The 26594-nt window shown below is 71.5% G+C and carries 20 protein-coding genes; 12 read left to right on the top strand and 8 right to left on the bottom strand.

The window, feature by feature from the left end:
* Positions 1-21: 21 nt before the first annotated feature.
* A complete protein-coding gene (locus tag VD659_RS18410) occupies positions 22-1710 on the bottom strand; it encodes a Na+/H+ antiporter (protein ID WP_423262494.1) in 1689 nt (562 codons plus the stop codon).
* Between the two features lie 68 nt (positions 1711-1778).
* Here VD659_RS18410 and VD659_RS18405 point away from each other — a divergent pair, with 68 nt between their 5' ends.
* Positions 1779-2180 carry a hypothetical protein gene (locus VD659_RS18405; protein WP_423262493.1) on the top strand — a complete coding sequence of 134 codons (402 nt, stop codon included), beginning with the start codon at positions 1779-1781 and terminating at the stop codon, positions 2178-2180.
* A 51-nt stretch (positions 2181-2231) separates the two neighbouring features.
* A complete protein-coding gene (locus VD659_RS18400) occupies positions 2232-3449 on the top strand; it encodes a low temperature requirement protein A (protein WP_423262492.1) in 1218 nt (405 codons plus the stop codon).
* A 13-nt stretch (positions 3450-3462) separates the two neighbouring features.
* Here VD659_RS18400 and VD659_RS18395 read toward each other — a convergent pair whose 3' ends face one another.
* The gene (locus VD659_RS18395; RefSeq protein WP_423262491.1) at positions 3463-5139 is read right to left on the bottom strand and encodes an AMP-binding protein; all 1677 of its coding nucleotides are present in this window, start codon (positions 5137-5139) and stop codon (positions 3463-3465) included.
* A 61-nt stretch (positions 5140-5200) separates the two neighbouring features.
* On the opposite strand from VD659_RS18395, the gene VD659_RS18390 reads away from it, so the two are divergent.
* On the top strand, positions 5201-5353 hold the full coding sequence (locus VD659_RS18390) for a hypothetical protein (RefSeq protein WP_171010850.1): 153 nt from the start codon (positions 5201-5203) through the stop codon (positions 5351-5353).
* A 42-nt stretch (positions 5354-5395) separates the two neighbouring features.
* Here VD659_RS18390 and VD659_RS18385 read toward each other — a convergent pair whose 3' ends face one another.
* From VD659_RS18385 to VD659_RS18370, 4 genes are all read right to left on the bottom strand, one after another.
* Positions 5396-5608 (bottom strand): hypothetical protein, encoded by a 213-nt coding sequence (locus VD659_RS18385; protein WP_137838211.1) that lies wholly within the window; start codon positions 5606-5608, stop codon positions 5396-5398.
* A gap of 37 nt (positions 5609-5645) precedes the next feature.
* Positions 5646-6386: a hypothetical protein gene (locus VD659_RS18380; RefSeq protein ID WP_423262490.1), complete on the bottom strand. Its 741-nt coding sequence runs from the start codon at positions 6384-6386 to the stop codon at positions 5646-5648.
* A gap of 196 nt (positions 6387-6582) precedes the next feature.
* Positions 6583-7806, bottom strand: coding sequence for an FAD-dependent oxidoreductase (locus VD659_RS18375; RefSeq protein ID WP_423262489.1), 1224 nt, complete (start codon positions 7804-7806; stop codon positions 6583-6585).
* Positions 7807-7917: 111 nt separating this feature from the next.
* Positions 7918-9750, bottom strand: a complete 1833-nt coding sequence (locus VD659_RS18370) for a DUF7059 domain-containing protein (protein WP_423262488.1) — start codon at positions 9748-9750, stop codon at positions 7918-7920.
* Between the two features lie 28 nt (positions 9751-9778).
* Between VD659_RS18370 and VD659_RS18365 the strand changes: the two genes are divergently transcribed.
* The 3 genes from VD659_RS18365 (at position 9779) to VD659_RS18355 (ending at position 15175) form a co-directional block, all read left to right on the top strand.
* A complete protein-coding gene (locus VD659_RS18365; protein ID WP_423262487.1) occupies positions 9779-11371 on the top strand; it encodes a carboxylesterase/lipase family protein in 1593 nt (530 codons plus the stop codon).
* 149 nt (positions 11372-11520) lie between these two features.
* Positions 11521-12282, top strand: coding sequence for an HAD-IIB family hydrolase (locus VD659_RS18360; protein ID WP_423262486.1), 762 nt, complete (start codon positions 11521-11523; stop codon positions 12280-12282).
* Positions 12283-12529: 247 nt separating this feature from the next.
* Positions 12530-15175, top strand: coding sequence for a LuxR C-terminal-related transcriptional regulator (locus tag VD659_RS18355; RefSeq protein WP_423262485.1), 2646 nt, complete (start codon positions 12530-12532; stop codon positions 15173-15175).
* Here the strand turns inward: VD659_RS18355 and VD659_RS18350 are convergent.
* On the bottom strand, positions 15168-16454 hold the full coding sequence (locus tag VD659_RS18350) for a glycosyltransferase family 2 protein (protein ID WP_423262484.1): 1287 nt from the start codon (positions 16452-16454) through the stop codon (positions 15168-15170). The two genes, VD659_RS18355 and VD659_RS18350, sit on opposite strands and share 8 nt — an antisense overlap.
* 349 nt (positions 16455-16803) lie before the next feature.
* Between VD659_RS18350 and VD659_RS18345 the strand changes: the two genes are divergently transcribed.
* The 6 genes from VD659_RS18345 to VD659_RS18320 all read left to right on the top strand — a co-directional run bounded on the left by VD659_RS18345 (position 16804) and on the right by VD659_RS18320 (position 24415).
* Positions 16804-18147: a nucleotide sugar dehydrogenase gene (locus VD659_RS18345; protein ID WP_423262483.1), complete on the top strand. Its 1344-nt coding sequence runs from the start codon at positions 16804-16806 to the stop codon at positions 18145-18147.
* A gap of 61 nt (positions 18148-18208) precedes the next feature.
* Positions 18209-19231: an NAD-dependent epimerase/dehydratase family protein gene (locus VD659_RS18340; RefSeq protein ID WP_423262482.1), complete on the top strand. Its 1023-nt coding sequence runs from the start codon at positions 18209-18211 to the stop codon at positions 19229-19231.
* Positions 19231-21054: a glutamine--fructose-6-phosphate transaminase (isomerizing) gene (glmS, locus tag VD659_RS18335; protein WP_423262481.1), complete on the top strand. Its 1824-nt coding sequence runs from the start codon at positions 19231-19233 to the stop codon at positions 21052-21054. The genes VD659_RS18340 and glmS overlap by 1 nt, the downstream gene beginning before the upstream one ends.
* A 49-nt stretch (positions 21055-21103) precedes the next feature.
* On the top strand, positions 21104-22627 hold the full coding sequence (locus VD659_RS18330; RefSeq protein ID WP_423262480.1) for a polysaccharide deacetylase family protein: 1524 nt from the start codon (positions 21104-21106) through the stop codon (positions 22625-22627).
* Complete coding sequence (locus tag VD659_RS18325; protein ID WP_423262479.1) at positions 22624-23610, top strand: hypothetical protein; 987 nt, start codon at positions 22624-22626, stop codon at positions 23608-23610. The genes VD659_RS18330 and VD659_RS18325 overlap by 4 nt, the downstream gene beginning before the upstream one ends.
* 211 nt (positions 23611-23821) lie before the next feature.
* Complete coding sequence (locus tag VD659_RS18320; protein WP_423262478.1) at positions 23822-24415, top strand: ASCH domain-containing protein; 594 nt, start codon at positions 23822-23824, stop codon at positions 24413-24415.
* 105 nt (positions 24416-24520) lie between these two features.
* On the opposite strand, the gene VD659_RS18315 is transcribed toward VD659_RS18320, so the two are convergent.
* On the bottom strand, positions 24521-26485 hold the full coding sequence (locus VD659_RS18315; protein ID WP_423262477.1) for a lamin tail domain-containing protein: 1965 nt from the start codon (positions 26483-26485) through the stop codon (positions 24521-24523).
* Between the last annotated feature and the right edge of the window lie 109 nt (positions 26486-26594).

Here is a 26594-nt window from a genome sequence, read left to right as displayed (position 1 = left end):
CGGGCCCCGAGACGCCCCGGCTCACAGCCGGTACCCGAGCCGCGACACGATCGCCGCCTCCTGGTAGTCGAGCTGCTCGAGGAACTCCCGGGCCGCGTCGTCGTCGAGGCGGTTCGCGTCGCGCTCGTCGACCACGGCGTTGCGCTGCGCCTGCAGCACCTCGCGGTAGAGGGTGCCGAAGGCCTCGCCGTAGGCGCTCGTGGCATCGGGATCGGGGTCGCGCGCGGCGTCGGCCGACTGCCGCTTCACCATCTGCGTCATGCGTTCCAGCAGCTCGGGCGGCACGCCCTCGGGCGGCGAGGCGAGGAAGCGCTGGTAGACGCCGGCCGAAGCGGCCTGCGCAACCTCGAGGGCGTGCTCGGCCTGCTCGCGGTCGAACTCCTCCTGCCTGGGGTCGCTCAGGTGCAGCGAGCGGATGAGCGCCGGCAGCGTGAGCCCCTGCACGAGCAGGGTGCCCACGGCCACGATGAACGCGATGGCCTGGATCTCGGCGCGCCCCGGAAAAGGGGTGCCGTCGGCGAGCGCGAGCGGGATGCCGGCCGCGGCCGCGAGGGTGACGACCCCGCGCATCCCGGTCCACGACACCACGAGGCTCTCCCGCCAGTTCAGGAACACCGGGAACTGTCGTGGCCTCCGCCCGCGCGCGATGCGCTGCTCGTTCTCCACGCGGATGCGCTCCTGCACGCGCGTGTCGCTCGCGATCCGGCGCCGCATCACCCGGTCGAGCAGGAAGTGCCGCCCGAACGACACGAACACCCACACCGGCCGGATGAGCAGCACCACGAGCAGCACGAGCAGGCCCACCCCGAAGATCTCCCACACCGAGTCGCCCGCGGCCGTGAGGTCCTCCATCACGAAGCGCAGCTGCAGGCCCATGTAGGCGAACACGAAGGCCTCGAGCAGCACGTCGAGCGAGCTCCAGACCTGCCGTTCCTGCAGGCGCGTCTGGTAGCCGGCGCGGCTCGAGCTCGACCCGATGGCGAAGCCCGCGGCCACCACGGCGAGCACGCCCGAGGCCTCGATCTGCTCGGCGAGCAGGTAGGCGGCGAACGGCACCACGAGCCCGAGCACCGTCTCGAGCCCCGAGTCCTTCAGCAGGCGACGGATGACGGTCGCCACCACGGCGAGCAGCAGCCCGACCGCCACGCCCACGATCGCGCTGTAGAGGAAGAGGAGCACCGGGTTGGCGAAGAGCGTGTGCGTGCCCACGACTCCGGCGAGCGTGATGGAGAAGAGCGTCAGTGCGGCCGCGTCGTTCACGAGGCTCTCGCCGGTGAGGATCGACATCACGCGTTTCGGCAGCCCGAGCTTGCGCCCGATGGCCACCGCGGTGACGGCATCCGGCGGCGCCACGATGGCCCCCAGGATGAACGCCGTGCCGAGGGTGAGCGCCGGCACCACCCACGCGGCGAAGACGCCCACGAGCAGGGCGGTGGCCACCACGAGGCCCACGCCGAGACCGACGATCGGCCGGAAGTTTCGCGCGAAGGAGACGAACGAGAAGTTCAGGGCCGCCGAGTAGAGCAGTGGCGGCAGCACGATGCCGAGCACGATCTCGGTGTCGAGCTCGATGCGGGTGAGACCCGGGATGAACGACACGGCGAAGCCCACGAGCGTGATGACGAGGGCCGGCTGAAGCCCGCGGCGCTGGGCCAGCCCGCTGACCGCGATCGCACCCACGATCACGAGGAGGAGCTGCACGCCGTTCACCCCGCCACTCTACCCAGGCCCGCACAGCCTCCACGCGGCCTCCTCGGCGCAGGCAATAGTGTTGCAGCATGACTGATCCGATCGGCGCCGTGTCGCTGATCACCGAGCTGTTCAGCTGGATCGGCCTCGCCGCCGGCCTCGTGCTGCTCGTGGTGGGCCTCGTGCGCGGCGCCTTCTTCCGCGGCTGGCGCGAGACCCTCGGGGTCGTGGTCGTCGACTCCGGCGGCGACCTCGCCTACCGCTGGCTCGGCGACGACGGGATGCTCTACGAGGCTCCCTCGACCGAGCTCGACGCCCCGGTGCTCGAGCCGGGCGACGACGTGACGGTCTACGTGAACCCCCGCGATCCCGCCATCGGCCGCATCGACGATCCGAAGCACGAGGGGCGGGCGCTGCGCACCACGGGCTGGATCCTGCTCGGGCTCGGTGCGGTGGCCGTCGTGGTGCAGTTCGTGTTGCTTTTCGTCTGAGGGCCCGCCCGCGCATCCCAGCCTCGCACGGGCGCCTCTAAGCTGGCTGCCATGCCGGAAGACGCGAAGCCCCACGCCCTCAGCGGCCTCGTTCCCGTGGTGCGGATGCGCTCGCGCGACATCGCGGAACCGGGCCGGGTCTCGAGCCCGCTCGAGCTGCTCTTCGACCTCACCTTCGTGGTGGCCATCAGCTCCATCGTGGGCCAGCTCGCGCACGCCATCGAGCTCGACCACCTCGGCACGGCGCTGCCGAACTACCTCATGGTGTTCTTCGCCATCTGGTGGGCGTGGCTGAACTTCACCTGGTTCGCCTCGGCCTACGACACCGACGACGTGCCGTACCGCCTGCTGACGATGCTGCAGATGGGCGGAGTGCTCGTTCTGGCCGCGGGGGTGCCGGGCGCGTTCGGGAACGGCGACTACCTGCTCGTCACCCTCGGCTACTTCATCATGCGCATCGCGCTCGTCGCCCAGTGGCTGCGGGCCGCGGCCCAGGACCCCGAGGGGCGGCCGACGGCGCTGCGGTACGCCCTCGGCATCTCGGTGGTGCAGGCGCTCTGGATCGTGCGCCTGTTCACCACCGGCGGCTTCCCGTTCGAGGCGCAGGTCGCCGTCTTCGCCGTGCTCGCGGTGCTGGAGATGGCGGTGCCGATCTGGGCCGAACGCCCGGGGTCGACGGCGTGGCATCCGCACCACGTGGCCGAGCGCTACGGACTGTTCACCATCATCGTGCTCGGCGAGTCGGTGCTCGCCGCGAGTGTCGGCGTGCAGGGCATCGTGGGCGCAGGCTCCTCCTCAGGCCCCTTCGTGCTGCTCGCCGCCGCCGGGCTCGCCCTGCTCTTCGGGCTGTGGTGGGTCTACTACCTCGAGCCCGCCCACGAAGGCCTCGAACGCAACCGCGGCCGCTCCTTTGTCTGGGGCTACGGGCACTACGTCATCTTCGCCTCGCTTGCGGCGCTCGGCGCGGGGCTCGAGGTGAGCGTGAACGCCATCGGACACCACGGGGAGACGCCGATGATCGTCGTGGCCTACTCGGTGGCCATCCCGGTGGCCGTGTTCCTCGTGGCGATGTGGGCGCTGTACCGCCCGCTGATCGGGCCCACCGTCATCCCGCCGGCGCTCTCGCTCGGGGCCGCCGCACTCGTGCTGATCGTGCCCCTGTTCACCGACGCTCTGAGCCTGCCGGTGGTCGTGCTCGTCACGACCCTGACGGTGGCCACGGTCATCGCCGGCACCATCCTCTACCGCCGGCCCACAGCATCCGCCTGATCGCGCCGCACGGTCACAGCAGCTCGCGGAGCTCCCGCCGCAGCACCTTGCCCACGTTCGACTTCGGCAGCTCGTCGCGGAACACGATCTTCGTGGGGCGCTTGTAGCCGGCGAGCTCGCCCTTGAGGTAGGCCTTCAGCTCGTCGACGGTGAGCGAGGCGTCGGCCGGCACGACGAAGAGAACGACGGTCTCGCCCGAGCGGTCGTCGGGCACGCCGATGACGCCGGCGTCCTTGACCTTGTCGTTGGCCATCGCGACCTCTTCGACCTCGCTCGGGTAGACGTTGAAGCCCGAGACAACGATCATGTCCTTCTTGCGGTCGACGATGGTGATGTACCCGTCGTCGCTCATCGAGGCCACGTCTCCGGTGAGCAGCCAGCCGTCCTTCAGCACCTGGGCGGTCTCCTCCGGCTGCTGCCAGTAGCCGCTCATCACCTGCGGGCCGCGCACGCACATCTCGCCCGCCACACCCAGCGGAACCGGGTTGCCCTCGTCGTCGCGCATCTCGATGTCGGTGGAGGGCAGCGGCAGGCCGATCGTGCCGACCCGCGGAACGTCCCAGGTGGGGTTCACGGCCACCACGGGCGAGGCCTCGGTGAGGCCGTAGCCCTCGAGGATGTCGTTGCCGGTGGCCCTCTTCCAAGCTGAGGCGGTGGCGCCGCGGAGCGCCATCCCACCCGCCACCGTGAGCTTCACGCCGGTGAAGTCGAGGGCTCGGAAGGCGGCGCTGTCGAGGAGGGAGGCCGCGAGGGTGCTCACCAGGATGAGCACGCTCGGCTTGGTCTTCTCGATGGTCTTCACGAGCGCCGCGGTCTCGCGCGGGTTCGTGATCAGCACGTTGTGGGCGCCGTAGTTGAAGAAGGCCAGGCAGTTCACCGTGAGGCAGAAGATGTGGTACAGCGGCAGGGCGGCCACGACGGTCTCGGCGCCCTCGTCGAGTCGCAGCCGCATCGGCGCGAGCATCTGGGCCTGGTTGGAGAGCAGGTTGAGGTGGCTGATGACGGCGGCCTTCGTGCCGCCCGTGGTGCCGCCGGTGTACTGCAGAAGAGCGGTGTCGCCCGGGTCCATGGCGGGTCGGGGCTTCGAGGCGTGGCGCGCACCGGCCGCGAGGGCGTCGCGGAACGAGACGGTGTTCGCGAGGCCGTGCCGCGGCACGAGCTTGCGCACGTACTTGACCGCGAAGTTCGTGACCACGCGCTGCACGGGCGGCAGCAGGTCGCCCACGTCGGTGAGGATGACGTGCTTCAGCTCGGTCTCGTCGATGATGGCCGCGAGCTTGTCGGCGAAGTTCTGCAGCACGAGAACGGCGACGGCGCCCGAGTCCTTGTAGACCTTGCGCATCTCGTGCGCGGTGTAGAGCGGGTTCGCGTTCACCACGACGAGACCGGCCTTGAGCGCCCCGAAGACGGCCACCGGATACTGCAGCAGGTTGGGCATCTGCAGCACGATGCGGTCGCCCTTCTTCAGCCCCAGCTCACCGAGCAGGAATCCGGCGAAGTGGTCGGAGTGCCGGTTGACCTCGATGAACGACATCTCGGCGCCCATGTTGGAGAAGGCCGTCCGGTCTCCGAAGCGCCGGCAGACCGTGTCGACCAGCTCGCCGATCGACCGATAGCTCACCGGCTCGATGACCGGGGAGAGCTCGGGAGAGAAGCTGCGCAGCCACGGTCGGCTCTCGTATTCGTTCATCGCCTTCTTCGGTGTCGACGGGGAGTGGGCCGCTGCCTACGCTACCCGCTATGGTCGTGGCATGAGCAAAGACGACGACGACTACGAAGGCCGCCCGTCGGGCTTCATCGGCCGCCTCGGGCGCGCCCGCATGCTCGCCTGGATCGTGATCATCGGGCTGGTGGCCCTCAGCATCGGGGCGATCTCGGTGATCGTGGTGCTGCAGAACTCCTGAGCCGCGGCTCGCCGCCGGGGCCCGACGCTCCCGGGAAGGGCGTCAGACCGCGGATGCCGCGGGCGCGTCGTCGTCGGGCGTGGCGTCGTCGATGAGCTCCTGGTCCCACTCGGCGATGGCGGCCTCGGCCTCTTCGCGGGTGTCGAACGGGCCGAGCGTCGGCGCGCCGGGGAACTCCTCGGGGTTGAGGTCGGTGGCCACGTAGTAGGTGACGATGTCGTCGTTCTCGTGCTCGACGATGCGCAGGTCTGTCATACCGTCAGACTAGCGACTCGGCCCGCGGCCGGTTCGATCAGAAGTCGAAACCGCCGCCGAAGTCGCCTCCGCCGAAGTCCCCGCCACCGAAGTCGCCGCTGCCGCCGGCCCAGTCGCCGCCGCCGCTCGCCGTGAAGTCGCCGCTGCCGCCCGACCAGTCGCCGCCGCCGTCGGCCGAGGTGCCGGCATCCGTGCCCCCGGCGTCGCCGCCGGACTGGTCGCCGCCCTGATCGTTCTGGCCCTGGTCGTTCTGGCCCTGGTCGGCGCCGCTCTGGTCGCCGGCCTGGAGGTCGGCCGGCGAGGGCAGGAAGGCACTCACGAGCGCCGAGCCGATGACGTAGCCGGCCACGGTGCCGAGCAGGGAGCTCGCGACCATGCCGCCGAAGCCCATCCCGCCGCCGGCGCCGCCGCCCATGCCGCCGAACGAGCGCTCGAGGGTGCCGGGCTGGCGGAACTCGGAGCGCGTGGCCGACTGCGCGAGCGAGCGCGGGTCGTCGCCAAGGGGCTGTTCGCCGGCCGGGGCGTTCTCGCTGAGCTGGGTGAAGAGCAGCCGGCGCTGCTCGGGGGTGAGCTTGGCGAAGGCCTCTTCGTGCACCTGCTCGATGGTCTCGGGCGGCGCGGTGCGCAGCAGGTAGCGGTAGCGCTCCACCGCGATCTGGTCGGCGTCGCGGCCGGAAGGGGCGCTCTGCGCACCGTAGTTCGGGGCGGGCGTTCCGGCGCCGTAGCCCTGGGGCCGCTGTGGTTCTTCTCGGCCCAGTAGTCGGTCGAGGAATCCCATGGTGATCGCTCCGATCTCGGGCGCCGCCGCGTGCGCCGCCGCTCACGCTCATCCTCCCCCGCTCTCCTGAGCACCATCTGTGCCCCCGCCCCACCAATCCCCTCTCCTCCCCCAGACTCGTCACTTTTGGCGCGATAGCGGGGGTGTTTGGCCCCGAAAGTGACGAGTCTGGGGGTTGTGGGGGGGGGAAGGGGAGTCAGGAGGTGAAGAGGGGGGCGGCGGACTCAGGGCGGAAACCGCGGCCCACGAGGCGCGGAGCGGCGGCTCGGATGAGGGGCACGAGGAGATTGAGGGCGGCGCGCTGCCCGGCCGTGGGCGGGTTCGCGAGCACGGGCTTCTCGGGCGGTCGCCCGATCGCCGCATGCAGCCGCAGCTGCAGGGTCTGCATGGCCCGCACGGGCGGCAGGCGGCGGTGCTGGATGCTCGCGAGCTGCCGCTCGGACACCGCGCCGGTGAGCAGGGGCTCGGCGAGCGCGTTCGCGGTGGCCACGGCATCCTGGATCGCGTAGTTCACGCCCACCCCGAACGCCGGCGACATGGCGTGCGCCGCGTCGCCGATGCAGAGCAGCCCCGGCCGGTGCCAGGTGTCCAGGCGCGACACCTGGACGCTGAGCAGCTTCACCTGGTCCCAGTCGGTGAGCGCGTCGGCCACGCCCCGCAACGGCTTCGCGGCGGCGGTCAGCGAGTCGCGGAAGGCGTCGATCCCGGCCTCACGCAGGGCCTCGAAGCGCCCTTTCGGGATGACGGAGCCGGCCTGGTAGTGGTCGCCGCGGTCGATGGTGAGCACGAGGGCGCCGTCGCCGATGTAGGCGAGGGTGGGCGGCGGGGGCGCGGCGGGCTTCGGCAGCGAGAACCAGAGCACGTCGATGCCCACACCGAACTGCCGCGGCTCGAGTCCGGTCGCGGCGCGCACGGTGGAGGTGCGGCCGTCGGCGGCCACGGTGAGCCGGGCGACGATCTCGAGCTCGCCCTGCGCATCCGTGGCCGTGACACCCGTGACCGCGGCCCCGGCGCGGCGCACGCCGGTGGCGCTCGTGCTCATCAGCAGGTGGAAGGAGGGGAACTCCGCCGCCTTCCCGGCGAGGAAGTTCAGGAAGTCCCACTGCGGCATGAAGGCGAGGAAGTCGTCGGGCGCCGGCAGCGCCCCGAAGTCGACGGCGTGGATGCGCGTGCCGTTCACCACGAAATCGAGCGTGCGCACCTCGCTGTGCGGCAGCGCGAGGAACTCCTCGCGCAGCCCCAGCTGCCCGAGCAGCGTGAGCGTGGAGGGATGGATGGTGTCGCCGCGGAAGTCGCGCAGGAAGTCGCCGTGCTTCTCGAGCACCACCACGTCGACGCCGGCCCGCGCCAGCAGGTACCCCAGCATCACGCCGGCCGGCCCGCCGCCCACGATGCAGACCTCGGTCTCGACCCTGCGCATGCCGCCACTCTATGCCGCACGGGCGGCGCCGTCCCGAGCTCGCTCAGGAGAATCGCCCGGGCGCGGGAGCCGGCATCCGGCGCCCGGGGTCTTCGCGGGGTTCCGCCGGCGTCAGTCCGCCGGAAGGAGGAAGGCGTCGGAGACGAGGGCACGGATGCGCGGCAGCAGCTCCGCGCGGAGGGCCGCGTCGTCGACGTCGAGCACCTCGGCGATGGCGGAGCAGAGCGCGCCGAGGCTGAGGTCGCCGTCGCAGGCGCCCACGAGGGCGGCGAGCCCGGTGTCGAGCCCGACCGCGCGGCCGAAGCCGCCGCCCTGGCGCAGGGTCATCACCACCGGATCCTCCTGCCCGGGCCAGTAGTGCCGCTCCTCGGTGACGTCGGAGGCGTAGACGAGCCGCTCGCGCAGCAGTGCCGCGTCGTCGCGGGCGGCCTGCCAGTCGTGGCCGGCGAGGCACACGGCGAGGTGGTCGCCCAGCCCCACGGGATTGTCGCCGAGCGCCGAGTCGACCCGCTCGTAACGCGCGAGCGTCGGCGCCCCGCTGCGGACCCCGGATGCGCGCCCGACGCCGTCCTCGCCCGCCGGGCTCCTTGCGCTCACGCCCTCGGCGGTGGGCGCATTCCCGCCCGCGTCCATAGCCGGCACGTCCGCGCCCGCGCCGGCGCGGCCGCTCCGGGCGCTCACGGCCGCGGCCGGCCGCCGCAGCAGCACGTAGCCGAACCCCACCTCGAACACCCCGCGCGCCTCGAAGTCGTCGAGCCAGGCGGCGTAGAGCCGCTCGAACTCCGGCGTTCCCGGCCGGGTGCCGCCGTCGCGGATCCAGGTCTCGGCATACGTCGGCGCATCCTGCCGCTCCCGCTCCACGACCCACGCGTCGAGGGTCGCTCCACCGCCCACCGCGCCACCTCCACCGGCTCGGGCACCCGCACCGGATCGACCCACCGCACTCCCCGGCATCGTGCCTCCGGCTCCGGCTCCGGCCCCGTTGACCGCGCCGGCACGGGAATCGCCGCCCGCCGCGCCCTCCACCCACGAGCGCACGCGGTCGAGCCCGTCGGAGACCCCGGCGCCGCTCCCGCGGTACTCCCAGTTCCCGAGCAGCTGCGCGATGCCGCCGGGCGTCAGGTGCTCCCCCGCCTGCCGCACCACCTGCTCCACGAGCGCGTCGCCCTCGAGCCCGCCGTCGCGGTACTCGTATTGCGGCACCCCGTCGACCCGGGGCGTGATCACGAACGGCGGGTTCGACACGATGCGGTCGAAGCGCTCCCCCGCCACGGGCTCGAAGAGGCTGCCGTAGCGGAACTCGATCGAGTCGATGCCGTTCAGCCGGGCGTTGAGCGCCGCGATCTCGAGCGCGCGCCGGGAGATGTCGGTGGCCACCACGCGGCGGGCGTGCCGGGCGGCGTGCATGGCCTGGATGCCGCATCCGGTTCCCAGGTCGAGCACCGAGTCGGCGGGGGTCGGGATCATCAACCCCGACAGCGTCGTCGACGCCCCGCCGATGCCGAGCACGTGGTCCTCGTCGAGGGCGTGGCCGAGCACCGCCTCGCCGAGGTCGGACACGATCCACCAGCTGCCGGCTCCGAGCGCGTCGACGAAGCTGTAGGGCCGCAGATCGAGCAGGGCGCGCACGGAGCCGCCCTCGGCATCCGCAGCCCCCACCAGCCCGAGCTCGCGAGCGCCCGCCACGCCGAGCCGCGGCAGCGCCGTCTCGAGCTCGGCCTCCGGCACGGGGCTGCCGAGCACGAACAACGCCGCGAGCGTGTCGACGGCCTGCGGTCCGGCTCCGGAGGCGCGCCGCCGCGCGAGCGCGCGCTCGGCCGGCAGGCGGCGGCCCCGGAACAGCGCCGCGGAGGCCGCCGCACCCCAGAGCCCGTCGAGCACGTCGACCCGGTAGCGGGCGGTGGTGAGGTCTTCGCGCAGGAGGTCGATCGAATCATGTGGCACGCCACCATTCAATCGCTACAGTGGCCCCATGTCCGCACCCTCCCCCGCCGACGCGACCCCGAGCGACGACGCTCTGCTGGTCACCACCTCATCCGGCCCCGTGCGCGGCTCGCTGCGCGAGGGCCTGCGCAGCTGGCGCGGCATCCCTTACGCCGCCGCGCCCGTCGGCGCTCTGCGCTTCCGCCGCCCGCAGCCGCCCGAGCCGTGGCAGGAGGTGCGCGAGACCGTCGAGTTCGGTCACGCCGCGCCGCAACACGAGAACAAGGCGCTCGCGCTGCCGGAGGGCATCACGCAGTCAGAGGACTGCCTCGTGCTCAACGTGCTGGCCCCGCCGGTCGCGGGCCCGGATGCCGCACCCTCCGCCCCGAGACCGGTCATGGTCTGGGTGCACGGTGGCGCTTACTTCGCCGGAACCGCGGCGCAGCCCCTCTACGACGGCACCCACCTCGTGCAGACCGGCGAGGTGGTGTTCGTGAGCGTCAACTACCGCCTCGGCGCCCTCGGCTTCCTCGACTTCTCCGGCATCGCCACCGAGGAGCAGCCCTTCGACACCAACCTCGGCCTGCGCGACCTGCTCGCCGCCCTCAGCTGGGTGCAGCAGAACATCGCGGCCTTCGGCGGCGACCCCGGCGACGTCACGCTCTTCGGCGAGTCGGCCGGCGGCGGATGCGTCACCACGCTCCTGACCTCGCCGCACGCCGCCGGGCTCTTCCATCGCGCGATCGCCGAGAGCTCACCGGCCACCTCGGTGTATTCGGCCCGGCGGGCGGCGGCGACCGCGGCCCGCTTCCTCGAGATCGCCGGTGTGCCGGCCGACGAGCCGCAGCGCCTCCGCGAGCTGCCGGCCGAGGCGCTGAGCCAGGCCGCCTTCGACCTCGTGAACGCGATCTCGGCCGAGGCACCGGGCACCCTGGCTCTCGCCCCGGTGGTCGACGGCGACGTCGTGCCCGTGCATCCGATCGAGGCCTTCCAGGCCGGCACCCAGCATCCACTGCCGCTCATCATCGGCACCAACCGCGACGAGGCCTCCCTGTTCCGGTTGATGAAGTCGCCGCTGATGCCCATCACGCCGAGCTCCGTGCACGCCATGTTCGCGCAGATCGCCGCCGAGAAGCCCGCGCTCAGCGACGCCGAGGCTCGCGTGGAGGCCGCCTACCCGAAGCGCCGGAGCAGCCCCGCCGAGATCTCGCGCGACGCCGGCTTCCGCATGCCCTCGATCTGGCTGGCCTCGGCGCACAGCCGGGTGGCGCCCACCCGCATGTACCGCTTCGATCACGCCACGCCCATGCTGAAGCTCCTCGGCATCGGCGCCACCCACGGCGCCGAGCTCGCCTACGTGTTCGGCAACTTCCGGGTGGCCAAGAAGGACTTCACCTTCGATCTCGGCGGTCTGCGCCAGGCCGAGCGGGTCTCGGCGGCGCTGCAGCACCGCTGGCTGCGCTTCGCCGTCGACGGCGTTCCCGCCGGGCTGCCCGACGCCACGGGCTCCGCGCTCGACTGGCCGCTCTACGACGTGGCCACGCGGTCGACGCTCGTGATCGACCACGGCGAGCAGGTGGTCGACGACCCCGACGCCGCCATCCGCGAGGCCTGGGGCGACGAGGTGATCGGCTTCGACTGAGCGGGGCGAGGAAGCGCCCCGGCCGCCCGCCTCCCGTGCCCGGCCCGGTAACACCTCCGACACGTTCATCTGCGACAATCGAGACTCCGCCGTAGACCGGAGCGCCTGAAGAAGACCGGGACGCTCTCGACCCAGAGGAGAACTCCGCCTTGACCACGAACGTCCGCCTGGTCGCTTTCGATCTCGACGACACGCTCGCGCCCTCGAAGGCGCCGGTCGACCCCCGCATGGCCGATCTGCTGGTGCAGCTGCTCGGAGCCGTCGAGGTCTGCGTGATCTCCGGTGGCCAGATCGGCCAGTTCCGCTCGCAGCTGGTCGAGAACCTGCCCGAGAGCGCCGGCGAGAGCCTCTCCCGCCTGCACCTCATGCCCACCTGCGGCACCCAGTACTACCGTCACGACGGCGACTGGGAGCAGATCTACGCCGAGAACCTCACCCACGACCAGAAGGCACGGGCCCTGGATGCGGTCGAGACCGAGGCGAAGCGACTCGGCTTCTGGGAGGCCGAGACCTGGGGCCCCATCCTGGAGGACCGCGGTTCGCAGATCACCTTCTCCGCCCTGGGCCAGGCGGCACCGATCCCCGCGAAGTCGGCCTGGGACCCGTCGGGCGCCAAGAAGGAGGCCCTCCGCGCCGCCGTGGCGGAGCTGCTCCCCGACCTCGAGGTGCGCTCGGGCGGGTCGACCTCGGTCGACATCACCCGCGCCGGCATCGACAAGGCCTATGGCATGAACCGCCTGGCCGAGCTCACCGGCATCCCGCTCGACGAGATGCTCTTCGTGGGCGACCGCCTCGACGAGGGCGGCAACGACTACCCGGTGAAAGCGCTCGGGGTGGCGACGGTCGCGGTGGAGGGCTGGCCCGACACAGCGGCCTTCGTGGAGGAGTTCCTCGCGGCCAGGCACGCCTGACCCCGGAAAGCCACGGCTTGTTTGCTGTCTCCTAATGCGATAGAAAGCGTGTACCCGTAACAGCCGTGATCCCGATCACGGGAGGTCCACCGCAGCTCCCGACTGCGCCCGAGTAGACAGTGTCGTCATGACGAGTGCTATGCAATTCGCGACCCGCGTCGCACCGACACCCTCCGCACGCCTTCACGCTGCGGGCCGGCACCGCAGTGTGGTCCCGCGATAGCAGCCCGAATGTCCGGGGCACTTGATGGAGTTCATCGCACATCGCGGTGAGCTCGATCTCATCGCGCAGATCGCCACCGCCCCCACGGAGAGCGCCGTGGTGTTCATCGGCGAACAGGGCGTCGGCCGCTCGCACCTGCTCGAGGCCGCACTGCGGGAGTCGTCGGTGCAGGCGGTGCTGCTGCACGCGAATCCGGCCGAGGCGGCCTGGCCCCTGTCAGGGTTCTCCCGCATCTTCGCCTCGATCGACGACTCGCGGGCGGTGGAGTTCGGGGGTCGCTTCACCCTGCGTTCCACCGAACCGCAGTTCATGTTCGCCGCCGCCCGCGACCTGCTCTCGCTGCTGCGCGGTCTCTCCCTGCCTCCGCTGCTCGTGCTGGTGGACGATCTCGACCGCATGGATGCCGAGACCCAGACCCTCATCGGCTTCATGGCGGGCCGCCTCGCGGGCACCGGTCTCCGCTTCGTCGCGACCGCCGACCAGCTCGCCGAGGACAGCCCGCTCGCCGGATTCCAGCAGCGCGAGATCCACCGCCTGAGCATCGACGAGTCGGTGCACCTCGCCGCGGCCGAGTTCGGACTGGGGGCCGACCCCGGAACCCTCCGCATCGTCGCCGGCCAGTCCGACGGCAACCCGCTCGTCATGATGGAGTCGGCGCGGGCGCTCAGCGCCGACCAGCTCGCGGGGCGGGAACCGCTCGTGCTGCCCTCGCGGCCGAGCGAGTCCCTGAAGGCCGTGGCGAGCAAGAAGCTGAGCGACACCGCCGAACCGCAGCGACGCATGCTCGAATCGATCGCCCTCGCGCCGCTCACGCACGTCGGCGCTCTCACGCGCGAACGCCCCGACGACCTCGACGCGCTCGAGGAGATCCTCTACGCCGGTCTCGCCACCAGCCACGGGCAGTACGTGCGCCTGGTCGAGCCGTTGCTGCGCTCCTATCTTTACTGGGACATGAAGCCGCGCGAGCGGCGCGAACGCCACGCGGAGCTGGCCGGGCTGCACGAGGAGATCGACGACCGCCTGCGCATCTGGCACGCGAGTTTCATGGCACCGGATGCAGAACTCACCGACGATCTGCTGCTCGCCGCCACCCGCTTCGCGCTCGAGGGCGACATCGCCTCCGCCGTCGAGCTCGCCGAGCGCGGGCTGCTCACCGCCGTCGACCTGGAGTCGCGTCACGCCCTGGTGTTCCGCTTCGCCACCGCGCTCACCGGTCAGGGCGAACTCGACCTCGCCGAGCGCTACCTGCTGCACGTGCGGTTCGACCCGGCGTCGGCCGCGCTCAATCTGCGGCTCGCGACCGAGCGCATCCTGGTCGAGTACGAGAAGACCTGCCTGGTGCCCACGGGCGACGTGGAGGCGGCGGTCAGCCTCTACGGTGACGACGATCCCTCCGGTGCGGTGCGGCTGCTCGCCCAGGCGAGCTTCGCCCACGCGGGGCGCTGGGACGTGGAGGAGGCGCGTCGCGGTGTCGCGCTCGCCGGGCGGTTCCTGGGCGAGGCCTCCGAAGACGCCCGGCACGCCCACCGCGAGACGCTCGCGATGCTCGACGCGGTGGACGGCCGCCCCGACCCGGAGCCCGCCACCGGACGGGTGAGCGCGGAGGAGCTGCAGGCGATGTCGTCGGACTCGCTCGTGGCCTTCGCCACCACCCTGAGCTACCGCGAGCGCTACGCCCAGGCGCGGCGCGTCTGCGCGGTGGTGTTCAACCGCCCGCACGGCGAGCCGCTCACGCTCGAGCGCGCCCGGGGCCTCAGCTGCACGAACGAGATGCGCGCCGGCGACTTCCACCGCGCCCGGCTCGCCGTGGAGGAGTGGCTGTCGTTCCCGCTTGCCGTCGCGAGCCACCGTGCGGCGCGAGCGCTCGTGCTGGCCTGGTACCACTACTCGCGCGAGCGGCCCGACGAGTCGCAGGCCTACGCCGAGGAGTGCCTCGAATTCGCCTCCTCCGAGCGCAATCCCGCCCTCATCGCGCGGCTCTTCACCTTTCAGGGGCAGTCGGCGCTGCTCGAGAACCGGGTCGACGACGCCATGCGGCTGCTGCTGCTGGCCGACGCATCCGGAGCCCACCTGCGCAACCCTTCACTGCTGCGGCACTCGGCCGATCTGGTGGAGGCCAGTGTGCTGAGCGGCCGGGCCCGCGAGGGCGAGACGGTGTACCGCCGGATGCTCGAACAGCGCAGCGAACGCCCTTCGCGCTGGCTCGACCTCGCGCTGGCCCGCTCGCGGGCGCTCCTCGCGGCCGACGAAGTCTCGCCCGGGCTGTTCCGCGAGGCCGTGGCCGCGTTCGACGGCACCGAATACAGCTACGACCGGGGGCGCACCCTCATCGCCCAGGCCGGACGCCTGGCCCAGCTGGGCCACGCCGAAGCCGCGGAACACGCCGCGAGCGCCGCCGCCGCCGCCTTCGAGAACGCCGGGGCCACCCTCTGGGCGCGCCGCTTCGTGGCCCGGGCCGAGGCGCCGGCGGCTCCCCCGGTGAGCACGGTGCTCGGCCTCCTCACCCCCGACGAGCGCGAGGTCGCCGAGATGGTGCGCAAGGGTTTCCGCAACCGCGAGATCGCCGCCGAGCTGTACATCTCGCTCCGCACCGTCGAACTGCGCCTCACCCACATCTACCGCAAGGTGGGCGCGCGCTCGCGCTCGCACCTGGCATCGCTGCTCAACTGACGGCGGAGTGCTCGGCGGCGGGCCGCCGCGACGGGCTCTTCCAGGTGCCGCCGGAGCTGCTGAACACCGCCTCGCCGAGCGCGTAGAGGCAGAGCACCGCATCCACGATGCGGAAGAACGGGAAGAACAGTCCGTAGGCGAGGTAGACCGCCCGGCGGCTCACGACGGCCGCGAGCACCGTGAGCAGGTAGTCGGGAAGCACCAGCCCGGCGAGCAGGGCGAGCGGCGGCAGGGCGCCGGCCACGCCCCCGGCGATGCCCGAGGGATCCAGGCCCGCCGCCTCGGCGAGCGAGGAGCCCACCGAGAGGGTGATCGCCGGCAGCAGCAGCACGAGCACCACGCTGGCGAGCAGCAGTTCGGCGATGAAGAGGCTGAGGGCGAGCCAGAACACGCGCATCCGGAAGCGGTGGCGGCCCACGGTCTGCCAGAAACCGAGGTTCCAGCGCTCCACCTGCTTCACGTAGTCGAACAGGGTGTCGGGGTCCTGCGTGAGGGCGATCGCCGCGTGCGGGTGGAACGCGATACGGCCGAGGCGCTTCGCGTGCACCTCGAAGGTCATGTTGTAGTCCTCGATCTTGAGGCCCTGGGCGGCGATGTCGATGTCCTTCAGGATGCTCGTGCGGTACATGCTCGCGAAGCCCGGCACGATCGGCACGACGTTCGCGTAGCGGCCCGCCTGCCCGAACTTGAAGAGGTACTGCATCGCGATGTAGACGCGCTCGCGGTAGGCCACGAGCAGGCGCCCGAAGAAGGTGGGCGACGAGGGGGTGAACAGCGTGGAGGCGCGGCCCGCCACCGCCACGATGCCCGGATCGGCGAACTCGCCGAGCCCGGTGTCGAAGTACTCCGCGCTGAGATGGGTGTCGGCGTCGAGCAGCAGGAGCACCTCGAACCGCTCCGCGATGCGGAAGTGCTCGATCGCGGCCACGAGGGCACCGGCCTTGCCGCGGTTCGGGTTCAGCTCGAGCACCGTGGCGCCGTGCGCGCGGGCGATGACGGCGGTGTCGTCGCTGGAGCCGTCGGACACCACGAACACGCTCACCTCGGGGCCGAACTTGTCGAGCTCGGCGATGGTGCGGCCGATCACGACCTCTTCGTTGTGGGCGGCGATGAGGATGGCGACCTCGTCGCGCCCGGGGCCGGCTGCGGATGCGCCGGGGCGCGCCGACGAGGAGCGCCGCCGCAGCCGGGCGGCCAGCACGCGCATCCCGCCCGCCGTGCCCCAGATGATCGTGTTCACCCCGAGCACGAGGAGGAGGACGATCAGGAACGAGAACATCGCACCCACCCCTCTTCGAAGCTCAAACCTAGTTCGGCCTGCCCGCCGGCCCACCCGCATGATCGTGCGGAAACCCGCACGCAGGGCCCGCTCACCGCAGTCCCCGGCCAACCCGGCGTGGAAAACCGCATGCCTCCGGAAAGCGATTGACTCCCGTGAAGGCCTCCGGAGACAGTGTGTCCGGGGGCACGAGGCCGAACATCGCTTCATCTCCCCACCCGACCCGATTGCGTCGCACGGCGGCGGGATGAACGAGCCTCATACCCAGGGGACCCCCTCGCTCCTCCCGTCGTCGCTGACGCGGTCATCGCAGCAACTGACACGCGCCAGACGATCAAGGGAGAAAGTCGTGACAACGTTCGAGAGCATCACCCGCACCGACATCGGTGAGCCGGCCGAGAGCTGGGATCGCCCGGCGGCGACCACCGCCACCGCCTTCGAATACGACGTGGCCATCGTCGGCCTGGGCTATGTGGGGCTCCCCACCGCCCTCGCGTACCACGGCGCCGACAGCCGCGTGCTCGCCCTTGACACCTCGGAACGCCGCCTCGCGGTGATCCGTTCCCACGAGGCCGACCTCCTCGAGATCGACCACGCGCGGCTGCTCCGGGCGCTCGACCACCCGGGCTTCGTGCTCAGCACCGACCCCGGCGAGCTGCGCAAGGCCGCCGCCGTGATCGTGTGCGTGCCCACCCCGGTCGACGAGCACCTCATCCCCGACCTTTCGATCCTGCGCGCGGCCTGCGCCATGGTGGTCGACCACGCGGTGGCCGGCCAGGTGCTCATGCTCACCTCCACCTCGTACGTCGGCTGCACCGACGACCTGCTCGTGAAGCCGCTGATGGAGCGTGGCTACACGGTGGGGACGGATGTCTTCGTCGCCTTCAGCGCGGAGCGCATCGACCCCGGCAACGCGGCCTTCGACCACGACGAGGTGCCCCGCGTGGTGGGCGGCGCCACCGCCCAGTGCGAAGAGGAGGCGTCGAAGCTGCTGCTCCGCTACGTCACCAAGGTGCACCGGGTGCGCTCGCTCGCGGCGGCCGAGATGACCAAGCTCTTGGAGAACACGTTTCGCGCTGTCAACATCGCGCTCGCCAACGAGTTCGCCGACATCTGCAAGGCGCTCGATCTGAACATCGCCGACGTCGTCGACGCGGCCTCCACGAAGCCCTACGGCTACATGCCCTTCCTGCCGGGCCCGGGCGTCGGCGGCCACTGCATCCCGTGCGATCCGCACTACCTGCTCTGGCAGCTGCGCAAGCAGCGCGTCGCCGCCCCGATGATCACGCAGGCGATGGTGGAGATCGCGGCCCGCCCGAACCGGGTGGTCGACCGCGCGCAGGAGGTGCTCTCGGGAGCCGGCAGCGGCATGCTCGGCACCCGCGTGCTCGTGGTGGGCATCGCCTACAAGCCCGATGTCGCCGACCTGCGCGAGTCGCCGGCCCTCGAGATCCTCGACGGCCTGATCGAGCGCGGCGCCACCGTGGCCTTCTTCGACGAGCACTTCGACTCCGTGCGGCTGCCGAGCGGCATCCTGCTCACCGGTGTCACCGACCCGGCGGCCTTCGAGGCCGAGCTCGTGGTGCTGCACACGCGGCACGCGGATGCTCCGCTCGGCTGGATCGCCCCGCACCAGCTCGTGCTCGACACCACCTACCGCGGCACCGACGTGCCGCAGCGCGTCATCCTCTGACGCTCCCGGCCCGCCCGCCGAACACCCGCCCGCACACGACCAGACCTGAAGGACCAGACCCATGCGCTCAGTCATCACCGGAGGCGCCGGCTTCATCGGCAGCCACCTCACCGAACACCTCCTCGCCCTGGGAGACGAGGTCGTCGTGCTCGACGACATGTCGACCGGCGCCCCGCGCAACCTCATCGACTCGCTGCCCAATCCCCGGCTCTCGATCGTGCACGGCTCGATCCTCGACCGCGACACCGTGATGGCCACCATCGCGGGCGCCGACCGGGTGTTCCACCTGGCGGCGGCTGTCGGCGTGAAGCTCATCGTGGAGCAGCCGCTCTCGAGCCTGCGCACCAACATCCACGGCACCGAGAACGTGCTCGACGCCTGCGTCGAGGCGCGCGCCACGCTGCTGCTCGTGTCCACGAGCGAGATCTACGGCAAGAACACCGCCGACCGGCTCACCGAGGACTCCGACCGCATCCTCGGCTCCCCGCTGAAGTCGCGCTGGACCTACGCGGCCGCGAAGGGCATCGACGAGGCCTTCGCCCACGCCTACTGGAGCGAGTACGGGCTCGACGTGGCCATCGTGCGGCTGTTCAACACCGTCGGCCCCCGGCAGACCGGGCGCTACGGCATGGTGGTGCCGAACCTCGTCGGTCAGGCGCTGCGCGGCGAGCCGCTCACCGTCTACGGCGACGGCAACCAGACCCGCTGCTTCTCCTACGTCGGCGACGTCGTGCCGGCGATGGTGCGGCTGATCGAGGAGCCCACCGCCTACGGCGAGGCGTTCAACCTCGGCGGCGCCGAAGAGGTGTCGATCGTGGGCCTCGCCCACCGCATCCTCGAGGTCACCGGCAGCCGCAGCCCCGTCACCTTCGTCTCCTACGGCGAGGCCTACGCGGCCGGCTTCGAGGACATGCGCCGGCGGGTGCCGGACTTCACCCGGGCCTCCGCGCTCGTGGGCTTCGTGCCGGCGACGCCGCTCGACGAGATCATCCGCCGCGTGGCCGAGGAGATGCTCACCTCGCGCTCGCTCGATCACGAGGGCCCCGGCATCCGCTCGGCCGCCCTCGATGCACGGGGTGCCTGATGTGCGGCGTCGTCGCCTGCCGGATGCCCGGCGCCGCGGCGCCGTTCCTCGTCGACGCCTTGCGGCTGCTCGAGTACCGCGGCTACGACTCGGCCGGGGTCGCCATCCTCACCACGGCGGGCACCACCGTGTCGTCGCGCACCACCCACCGGGTCGACACCCTCGAGCGCCAGCTCGACGCGCTGGAGCAGGCGGGCGTCACCGGAGCACTCTCGGGCACGGGCATCGGGCACACCCGGTGGGCCACGCACGGGGCCGTGACCGAGGCGAACGCGCATCCGCACCTGGACTGCACGGGCCGCATCAGCATCGTGCACAACGGCATCATCGAGAACGCCGTCGAGCTGCGGGCCCAGCTCGAAGCCGAGCGCCACGTCTTCGCCTCCGAGGTCGACAGCGAGGTGGTGAGCCATCTGATCGAGCACGAGCTGCGCTCGGGCGGCGGGCTGCGCGAAGCCGTCACCGCGGCGACGGGACGGATGCGCGGCTCCTGGGCCGTCGTGGCCCTCGACGCGCAGAGCGGCGCACTCGTGGCCGCCGCCCACCGCTCCCCCTTGCTCGTGGCCCGCTCGGAGAAGGGCGTCTTCGCCGCGAGCGACATCAACGCGATCGCGCAGTGGGTCGACCTGTTCCAGGCCATGCGCGACGGCGACGTGGTGGAGCTCGGCGAGCAGTTCGCCTGGACCCGCGCCGGCACCGGGGTCACCCCTCCCCCGTTCGTCTCGTCGATCTGGTCGGGAACGAGCCACGGCCTCGCCGGGCACGCCGACTTCATGGGCAAGGAGATCGAGGAGCAGCCCGAGACGGCCGCGCGCATCATCGACGAGCTCGCCCCGCGCATCGCGAACGGCTCGCTCTGGGCCGAGCTGCAGCTGCCGCCGTTCGAGCGCGTGGCCGTGCTCGGCTGCGGCACCTCGCTGAACGCCGGCCGGGTCATCGCGAACGCCTTCGGCTCGCTCGGCGACGTGCCGAACTCCTCGCTCATCGCGAGCGAGGGCCAGAGCGCCATCGTCGAACCGCGCACCCTCGTGATCGCCCTCAGCCAGTCGGGCGAGACCGCCGACGTGCTGCGGGCCATCGACGACCTCGACCTCGGCACCTCGGCGCTCGTGGCGCTCACCAACAGCGACCACTCCACGCTCGCGCGGCGGGCCGACTCGATGCTGAACTGCAACGCCGGCCCCGAGATCGGGGTCGCCGCCACCAAGACCTTCGTCGCCCAGGTGATCACCGGGGTGGCGATGGCACTGTCGGCCCTCGCGGCGACACGGAGGATCGACCGGGAGTACGCCCGGCGTCAGGTCGACGACCTCCGCCGCATCCCGGATCTGCTCGCTCATGCGATCGCGGCCTCGCAGAAGGCGATCCCGCCGCTCATCGACGAGATCCGGGATGCGCAGGGCTACCTGTTCCTCGGCCGCGGCTCGGGCGTGGTGTACGCGGCGGAGGGCGCGCTGAAGCTGAAGGAGCTGAGCTACCGCTGGGCCGAGCACTACCCGGCGGGCGAGCTCAAGCACGGACCGCTCGCGCTCGTCGAGGCCGGAACCCCCGTGGTCGTCATCGACTCGGGCGACCGGCGCATCGAGAGCAACATCGCCGAGGTCTCGGCACGCGGCGGCCGTGTGATCCGCATCGGCGGAGCCGGCAGCACAATCCCGGCCCTCGGGCTCAGCCTCGGCACGCCGATGCCCGGCGGCATCGACCGCTGGGGGCCGCTCGAGTCGGTGGTGCCGCTGCAGATCCTGGCCCGCGAACTCGCGCTCGCCCTCGGGCGCGACGTCGACAAGCCCCGCAACCTGGCCAAGTCGGTCACGGTCGAGTAGCCGGGCCACCGCATCCGTTCACCGTCCCACCATCGAGAGAGAGCCCATCGTGCAACGAAGCACCCCGACCCGTCCGTCCACGAAGCTCTGGCGGCCCCTGGCGGCCGCACTCTCCACGATCGCGCTCGCCGTCGCCGTCGCCGTACCCGCCTCGGCGGCGGCGAGCGCCGCAACGCCCGGCGCCGCCCCTGCGGCGGTGCTCAAGCAGACCGTCATCAGCCTCACCTTCGACGACGGCAACGCGAACCAGATGACGGCGGCGAGCATCCTGAACGCCAACGGCATGAAGGGCACCTTCTACATCGTCTCCGGCTTCGTGGGCGCGGCCAGCTACTTCACGCGGGCGAACCTCGACAGCCTCAAGGCCGCGGGGCACGAGATCGGCGGCCACACGGTGAACCATCCCGACCTCGCGGTGCTGCCGGCCGACGAGGTGAAGCGGCAGATCTGCAACGACCGCAGCACCCTCATGAGCTGGGGGTTCACGGTGAAGAGCTTCGCGTATCCCTTCGCCTCGTCCACCCCCGCGAACGAGGCCGCGGCGAAGGCCTGCGGCTACAACAGCGCCCGTATGCTCGGCGACCTGCAGTCACGCTTCGGATGCGCCGGGTGCGGTTACACCGAGAAGATCCCGCCCGCGAATCCTTACTACCTGAAGGCCCTCGACCAAGTCGACAACACCTGGACCCTCGCCGATCTCAAGGCCTCGGTGACGAACGCGGAGAAGACCGGCGGATGGGTGCCGTTCACCTTCCACAACATCTGCGACACCGGGTGCGACCTCAACGTGACACCCGCCGTGTTCACCCAGTTCGTGCAGTGGCTGAAGCCGCGCGCGCTCACCAACAACACGGTGGTGAAGACCGTCGACCAGGTGATCGGCGGCACCGCGAAGGCGGCCGTGGCCGGTCCGGCAACGGCGCCGGCCGGCCCCGGCGTGAACGGCGTCATCAACCCGAGCCTCGAGACGGCGGGCGCCAACGGGCTGCCGAGCTGCTGGATGACGGGCGGCTACGGCAACAACACCCCGACGATCACCTGGACCTCCCCCGCGCGAACCGGCTCGGTGGCCGGCTACGTCTCGGTGGCGAACTACGTCGACGGCGATGCCAAGCTGCTGCCCGCCTTCGACCTCGGCGCCTGCACGCCGACGGTCGTGCCCGGGCACACCTACTCGATGCGGGCCTGGTACACCTCGACCGTGGTGACCCAGTTCGCCATCTACCTGCGCACCACGGCGGGCGTCTGGCAGTACTGGACCTCGAGCCCGTGGTTCGCGGCGAACCCGGTCTTCTCCGAGGCCGCGTTCACGACCCCCGCCATCCCGGCCGGGTTCTCGGGCATCAGCTTCGGGCTCAACGTGTTCAGCAACGGCACGCTCGAGACCGACGACTACGCGCTCTACGACTCGGTGGGCGCCCCGGCGCCCACGGTGGTCGCGGCGTCGCCCGCGCCGGCGGCCGCTGCGCCGCTCGTGCAGGGCCCGGTGGAGGTGCACATGAACAGCGGAACGGATACGCCGACGGGCACCGCGCAAGACCTCAGCGGTGTCGCGCCCGGGGACGCGAAATGACCTCGGTCGGCGGTGGTGGCGGGAGCGGTTCCGGCGGGGCACGCAGCGGTGGCCGCCGCACCGCCGGCCTTCGCCGGCTCGGCGCGGGAGCCGTGGTGCTCGGGCTGACGGGAGCGTGCCTCGCGGGCTGCTCCTGGTTCGGCTGCACCTCCTCGGAGTGCGACGGCACGCTGGCCACCGGCTCGCCCTCGGCGAGCGGCTCGGCGTCGCCGTCGGCCTCACGCACGCCGACGGCATCCGGAACCCCGTCGGCCACCGCGACGGCCACGCCCAGCGCGACCGCCGCTCCGGCGCCGCCGGCGCCCGCCCCGGGGCCTGCGCCGGCGCCCGGCCAGGGCTACCCGGTGCACACGGGCATCGTGGCCACCACCTTCTGGGTGGGCGAGATCTTCGACCCGAACGCGGCCGACGGCAGCCAGATGTTCAGCACCTACGACTCGCAGTGGTTCCAGAGCTACGGCGGCTGCGACGGCACCACGGCCGGCGGCAGCTGCGAGACGGAGGCGCGATCGGCCTCGAACGACTACTTCCCCACGCAGATGTCGCCGCGCGAGAACCCGTTCTACCTCGACCTGCCCTTCGACGACATCAACAACGCGGCGGCCTTCGCGCGCCGCGACCAGGTGGTGCCCTGGGCCGACCAGGAGCCCTACGCCTCGCACCACGGCGACCAGGGCTTCAGCTACATGAAGAACCGCTGGGTGGCGCTGACCCTCAACGGCCGCACCTGCTACGCCCAGAACCAGGATGCCGGCCCCGGCGAGTACGACGACGCCGAGTACGTCTTCGGCGCCGGTGACGTGCGGCCGCTCAACGCCCGCTACGGCGGCGCGGGCATGGACGTCTCCCCGGCGGTCGTCGGCTGCCTCGGCTTCTCCGAGCTCAACGGCGAGCAGGGCGGCATCACCTGGCAGTTCGTCGACGACTCCGCCGTGCCCGCCGGCCCCTGGACCCGCATCGTCACCACGAGCGGGGTGCAGTAGTGCGCGACGGTGCACCGTCGCGCCGTGTGGCCGGCGCTAGGCTGCCCGCGTAGGGGTCGCCATCAGCACCGGTAGCGCAGAGCGCAAACCGATCGGGCAGGTGCGGTACTTCGCCGAGGCGACGGCGGTGGCGATCGTCGCCGGCGCAGGAAGCGTGATCGCGACGCTCGTCGCGGCTGACCCGATGGAAGCACTGCACTGACTCGGTATCGTGGTGTTCCTCGCCATCCAGCTGGCCGTGGCGCTGGGGATCCTCGGGGCCTTGTCTGCGCTCACCGCATCCGCCGTCGGTGCCGCCCTCGTGTCGACTGACGCGTGGCCTGCCAGCTCACCGCGCGACCCGCGTCCTCATGACGAGAAGCGTGCAGCGACTGCGGCGCTCTGCTTGGATGGCCTCATGTGGCCTCGGCACGACGGATACCGCGCGATGGAGCTCGGCACGCCCGGCGCCTGGCGCGAGGAGCTGAACGCCCTGGTCCTGATGGGGGTCAAGCGCTCCACGATGGGCCAGGCCGCCGAGTACGCGTCCGAGGGCGAGGGTCTCGAGCACCTCGGCGAGCGCCTCGCTCTGCTCGACAGCACCGGCGGACTCGCCGGCTGGCTCACCGTGACGCGGGTGGACACCCTCCGCTTCGGCGACCTCGCGGGCGCCGTGGGGGATGCCGTGGCCGCGTCGGCCGGCGAGGGCTTCCGTGACGCCGCACACTTGCGCGAGGGCTACGCCCGCCACTGGGCCGGCACCGGCACCCCCGCATCCGACGACACCGTCGTGCACGTCATCTGGTTCACCGCCGAGCCCGCCTGAGGTCTGCTCCGGCCGCTCGCCATCGCTGATGCCTCGCGCTGCGGAGGGAGACACCGAAGGCCGGGCGGGCGCCGAAGCGCCCGGCCCGGCTCGGGGTGGTGGAGGCTAGCCCAGCGCCGTGAGGGTGAGCGTCGCCGTGTAGGTGTTCTGGGCGACGTCGGCCGGGAGCTTGAGGGCCAGGTCGGCACCGAGCTTCGCCGAGCCCTTGGTGTGGCCGGCCATGGCGCTGCCGAGGGTGGAGGCGCTCGCCAGACCGTTGCCGCCGTCGTAGCCCGAGGCCACGGAGGCACCGGCGGAGGCGCCGGCGCCGGCCTCGATCACCGAGGGGGTCCAGCCGAGGTACTTGCCCGAGAACGAGGTGGTTCCCGAGGCGAAGTCGCTCACCTGGGCCGAGATGGCCCAGATGGGGCCGGCGGCGCGGGTGTCGGTGACGCGGATCGGGTTGATCGATCCGGCCGCCTCGAAGTGGTCGCCCTTCGACACGGCGGTGCCGAGGTCGACGATGCCGTTGGTGCCGTCGATGCTCCAGATGAAGTCGCCGGCCACCTCGGGCACGACCACCTGCAGCTGCTGCGCGTTCGGGTCGACCGGCGCGGCCGTGCACTCGATGGTGCCCTCACGCAGCGCGATGCCGTTGAGGTCGTTGTCGTCGGCCCAGACGACCGGCTTCACGCCGTTCGCGCAGAGCGACTGCGGCGCGACGGTGAAGCCCTCGTTGTTCGTGTCCGGCAGACCCGTGGGGCGGTCGAACAGCGCCGTCTGGGCGAAGTGACCCTGCGCGTCGACATCCCACAGCCCGAACTTGCCGCCGCAGGTGTTGTCGCAGATGGCCCACACCGCGCTCTTCTCGGCGTCGTACTGCACCTCCATGACCCCGTTGGGGAAGCCCGTCGAGATGGTGGCGAGCAGCGTGAACTTCGAGCCGTCGGTCTGGTCGAGCGCGAAGGCGTACACCGAGCCGGTGCCCTCGAGGCCCACGAAGTAGAGGCCGTTGCCGTGGTTGGCGAAGGCGGCGGGGTCATAGGTCACACCGGCGTCGGATTTGAAGCCCTTGGCGACGAGGTAGGAGTCGGGCACGAAGGTGATGCCCTCGAGGCCGAGGTTGGCGCCGACGGTCGGCAGGGCCGACACGAGGTTCCACTCCAGGGTCGCCGTGAGCGTGCTGCCGGTGGCGGATGCGTCGTACTTGAGCACCGCCGGACGGCTGACGCTGTTGTTGCTGTTGTTGCGCTCGGAGGAGACGAAGATGCCGGAGTCGGTCTTCACCACGCCCTCGGCGTCGACGTCACCCGTGCCGTCGGTGTACTTGAGGGCCTTGCCCTGCTCCCAGCCGGCGGCCGGAACCCAGGTCGAACCCGACTTCTGCAGCGCGAAGAGCGCGCCCGGGCCGTTGCGCACGGCCCAGAGGGTGTCGGCGGCGCCGTTGGCGCCCGTCTCCCAGCTGAGTCCGCTCAGGTTCGAGGAGAACGGCGCGTAGTTCGCGACGGCCGCATCCGTCACCGTCGAACCGCCCGGCCACGGGGTCGAGGTGGGGCTCGTCGGCGGAGTCGTCGGAGGGGTGGTCGGCGGGGTCGTCGGCGGCGTGGTGCTGCAGACGTTCGCCGCGCCCTTGGAAGGCGTGGTGTTCACCACGAAGGCACCGGTGCCGTCGTCGCAGCGGCCCCAGGTCGCGGGGTAGACCGAGTCGCTCGGCCAGGTGTAGCCGTCGATGAGCGTGGTGTTGTCGCTCAGGAACAGTCGAGCGGCGTCGCCGCCCTTGCCGAGCCCGAAGGTGGATCCGACGTCGAAGGTCGCGTAGCCGCCGGCGGCGATGACGGTGCCGGCCGGGATGTCGAATCGGTCGGAGTCCTTGTCGTCCTTGAGGATCAGGCCCGAGGCGTCCACGGGAGCCGAACCGGTGTTCTTGATCTCGATCCAGTCCTGCGGCACACCGCTCGCGTCGACCTCGTTCACGACGAGCGTGGGCAGACCGGCGGCGGACGCAGCCATCGGCGCGACGAATGCGGCCAGCGGCACGGCGAGCGCCAGGGTTGCGAAAGCGGCTACCGTCGGCCGCCCGAGTTTCTTCATCGATTCTTCTCCGTCTGAGCTGGTGGGAGTACACAGGGCTATCGCGCCTGATCTTGTTCCCAGCAGTCGAACGCCCGGGGTCCAGGGGGTAACGGGCGGTGAATTGCGG

Source organism: Herbiconiux sp. 11R-BC, assembly GCF_049472555.1.
GTDB lineage: Bacteria > Actinomycetota > Actinomycetes > Actinomycetales > Microbacteriaceae > Herbiconiux.
The sequence above is the reverse complement of the archived record's forward strand: the minus strand, read 5'-3'. Positions and strand labels throughout refer to the sequence as shown.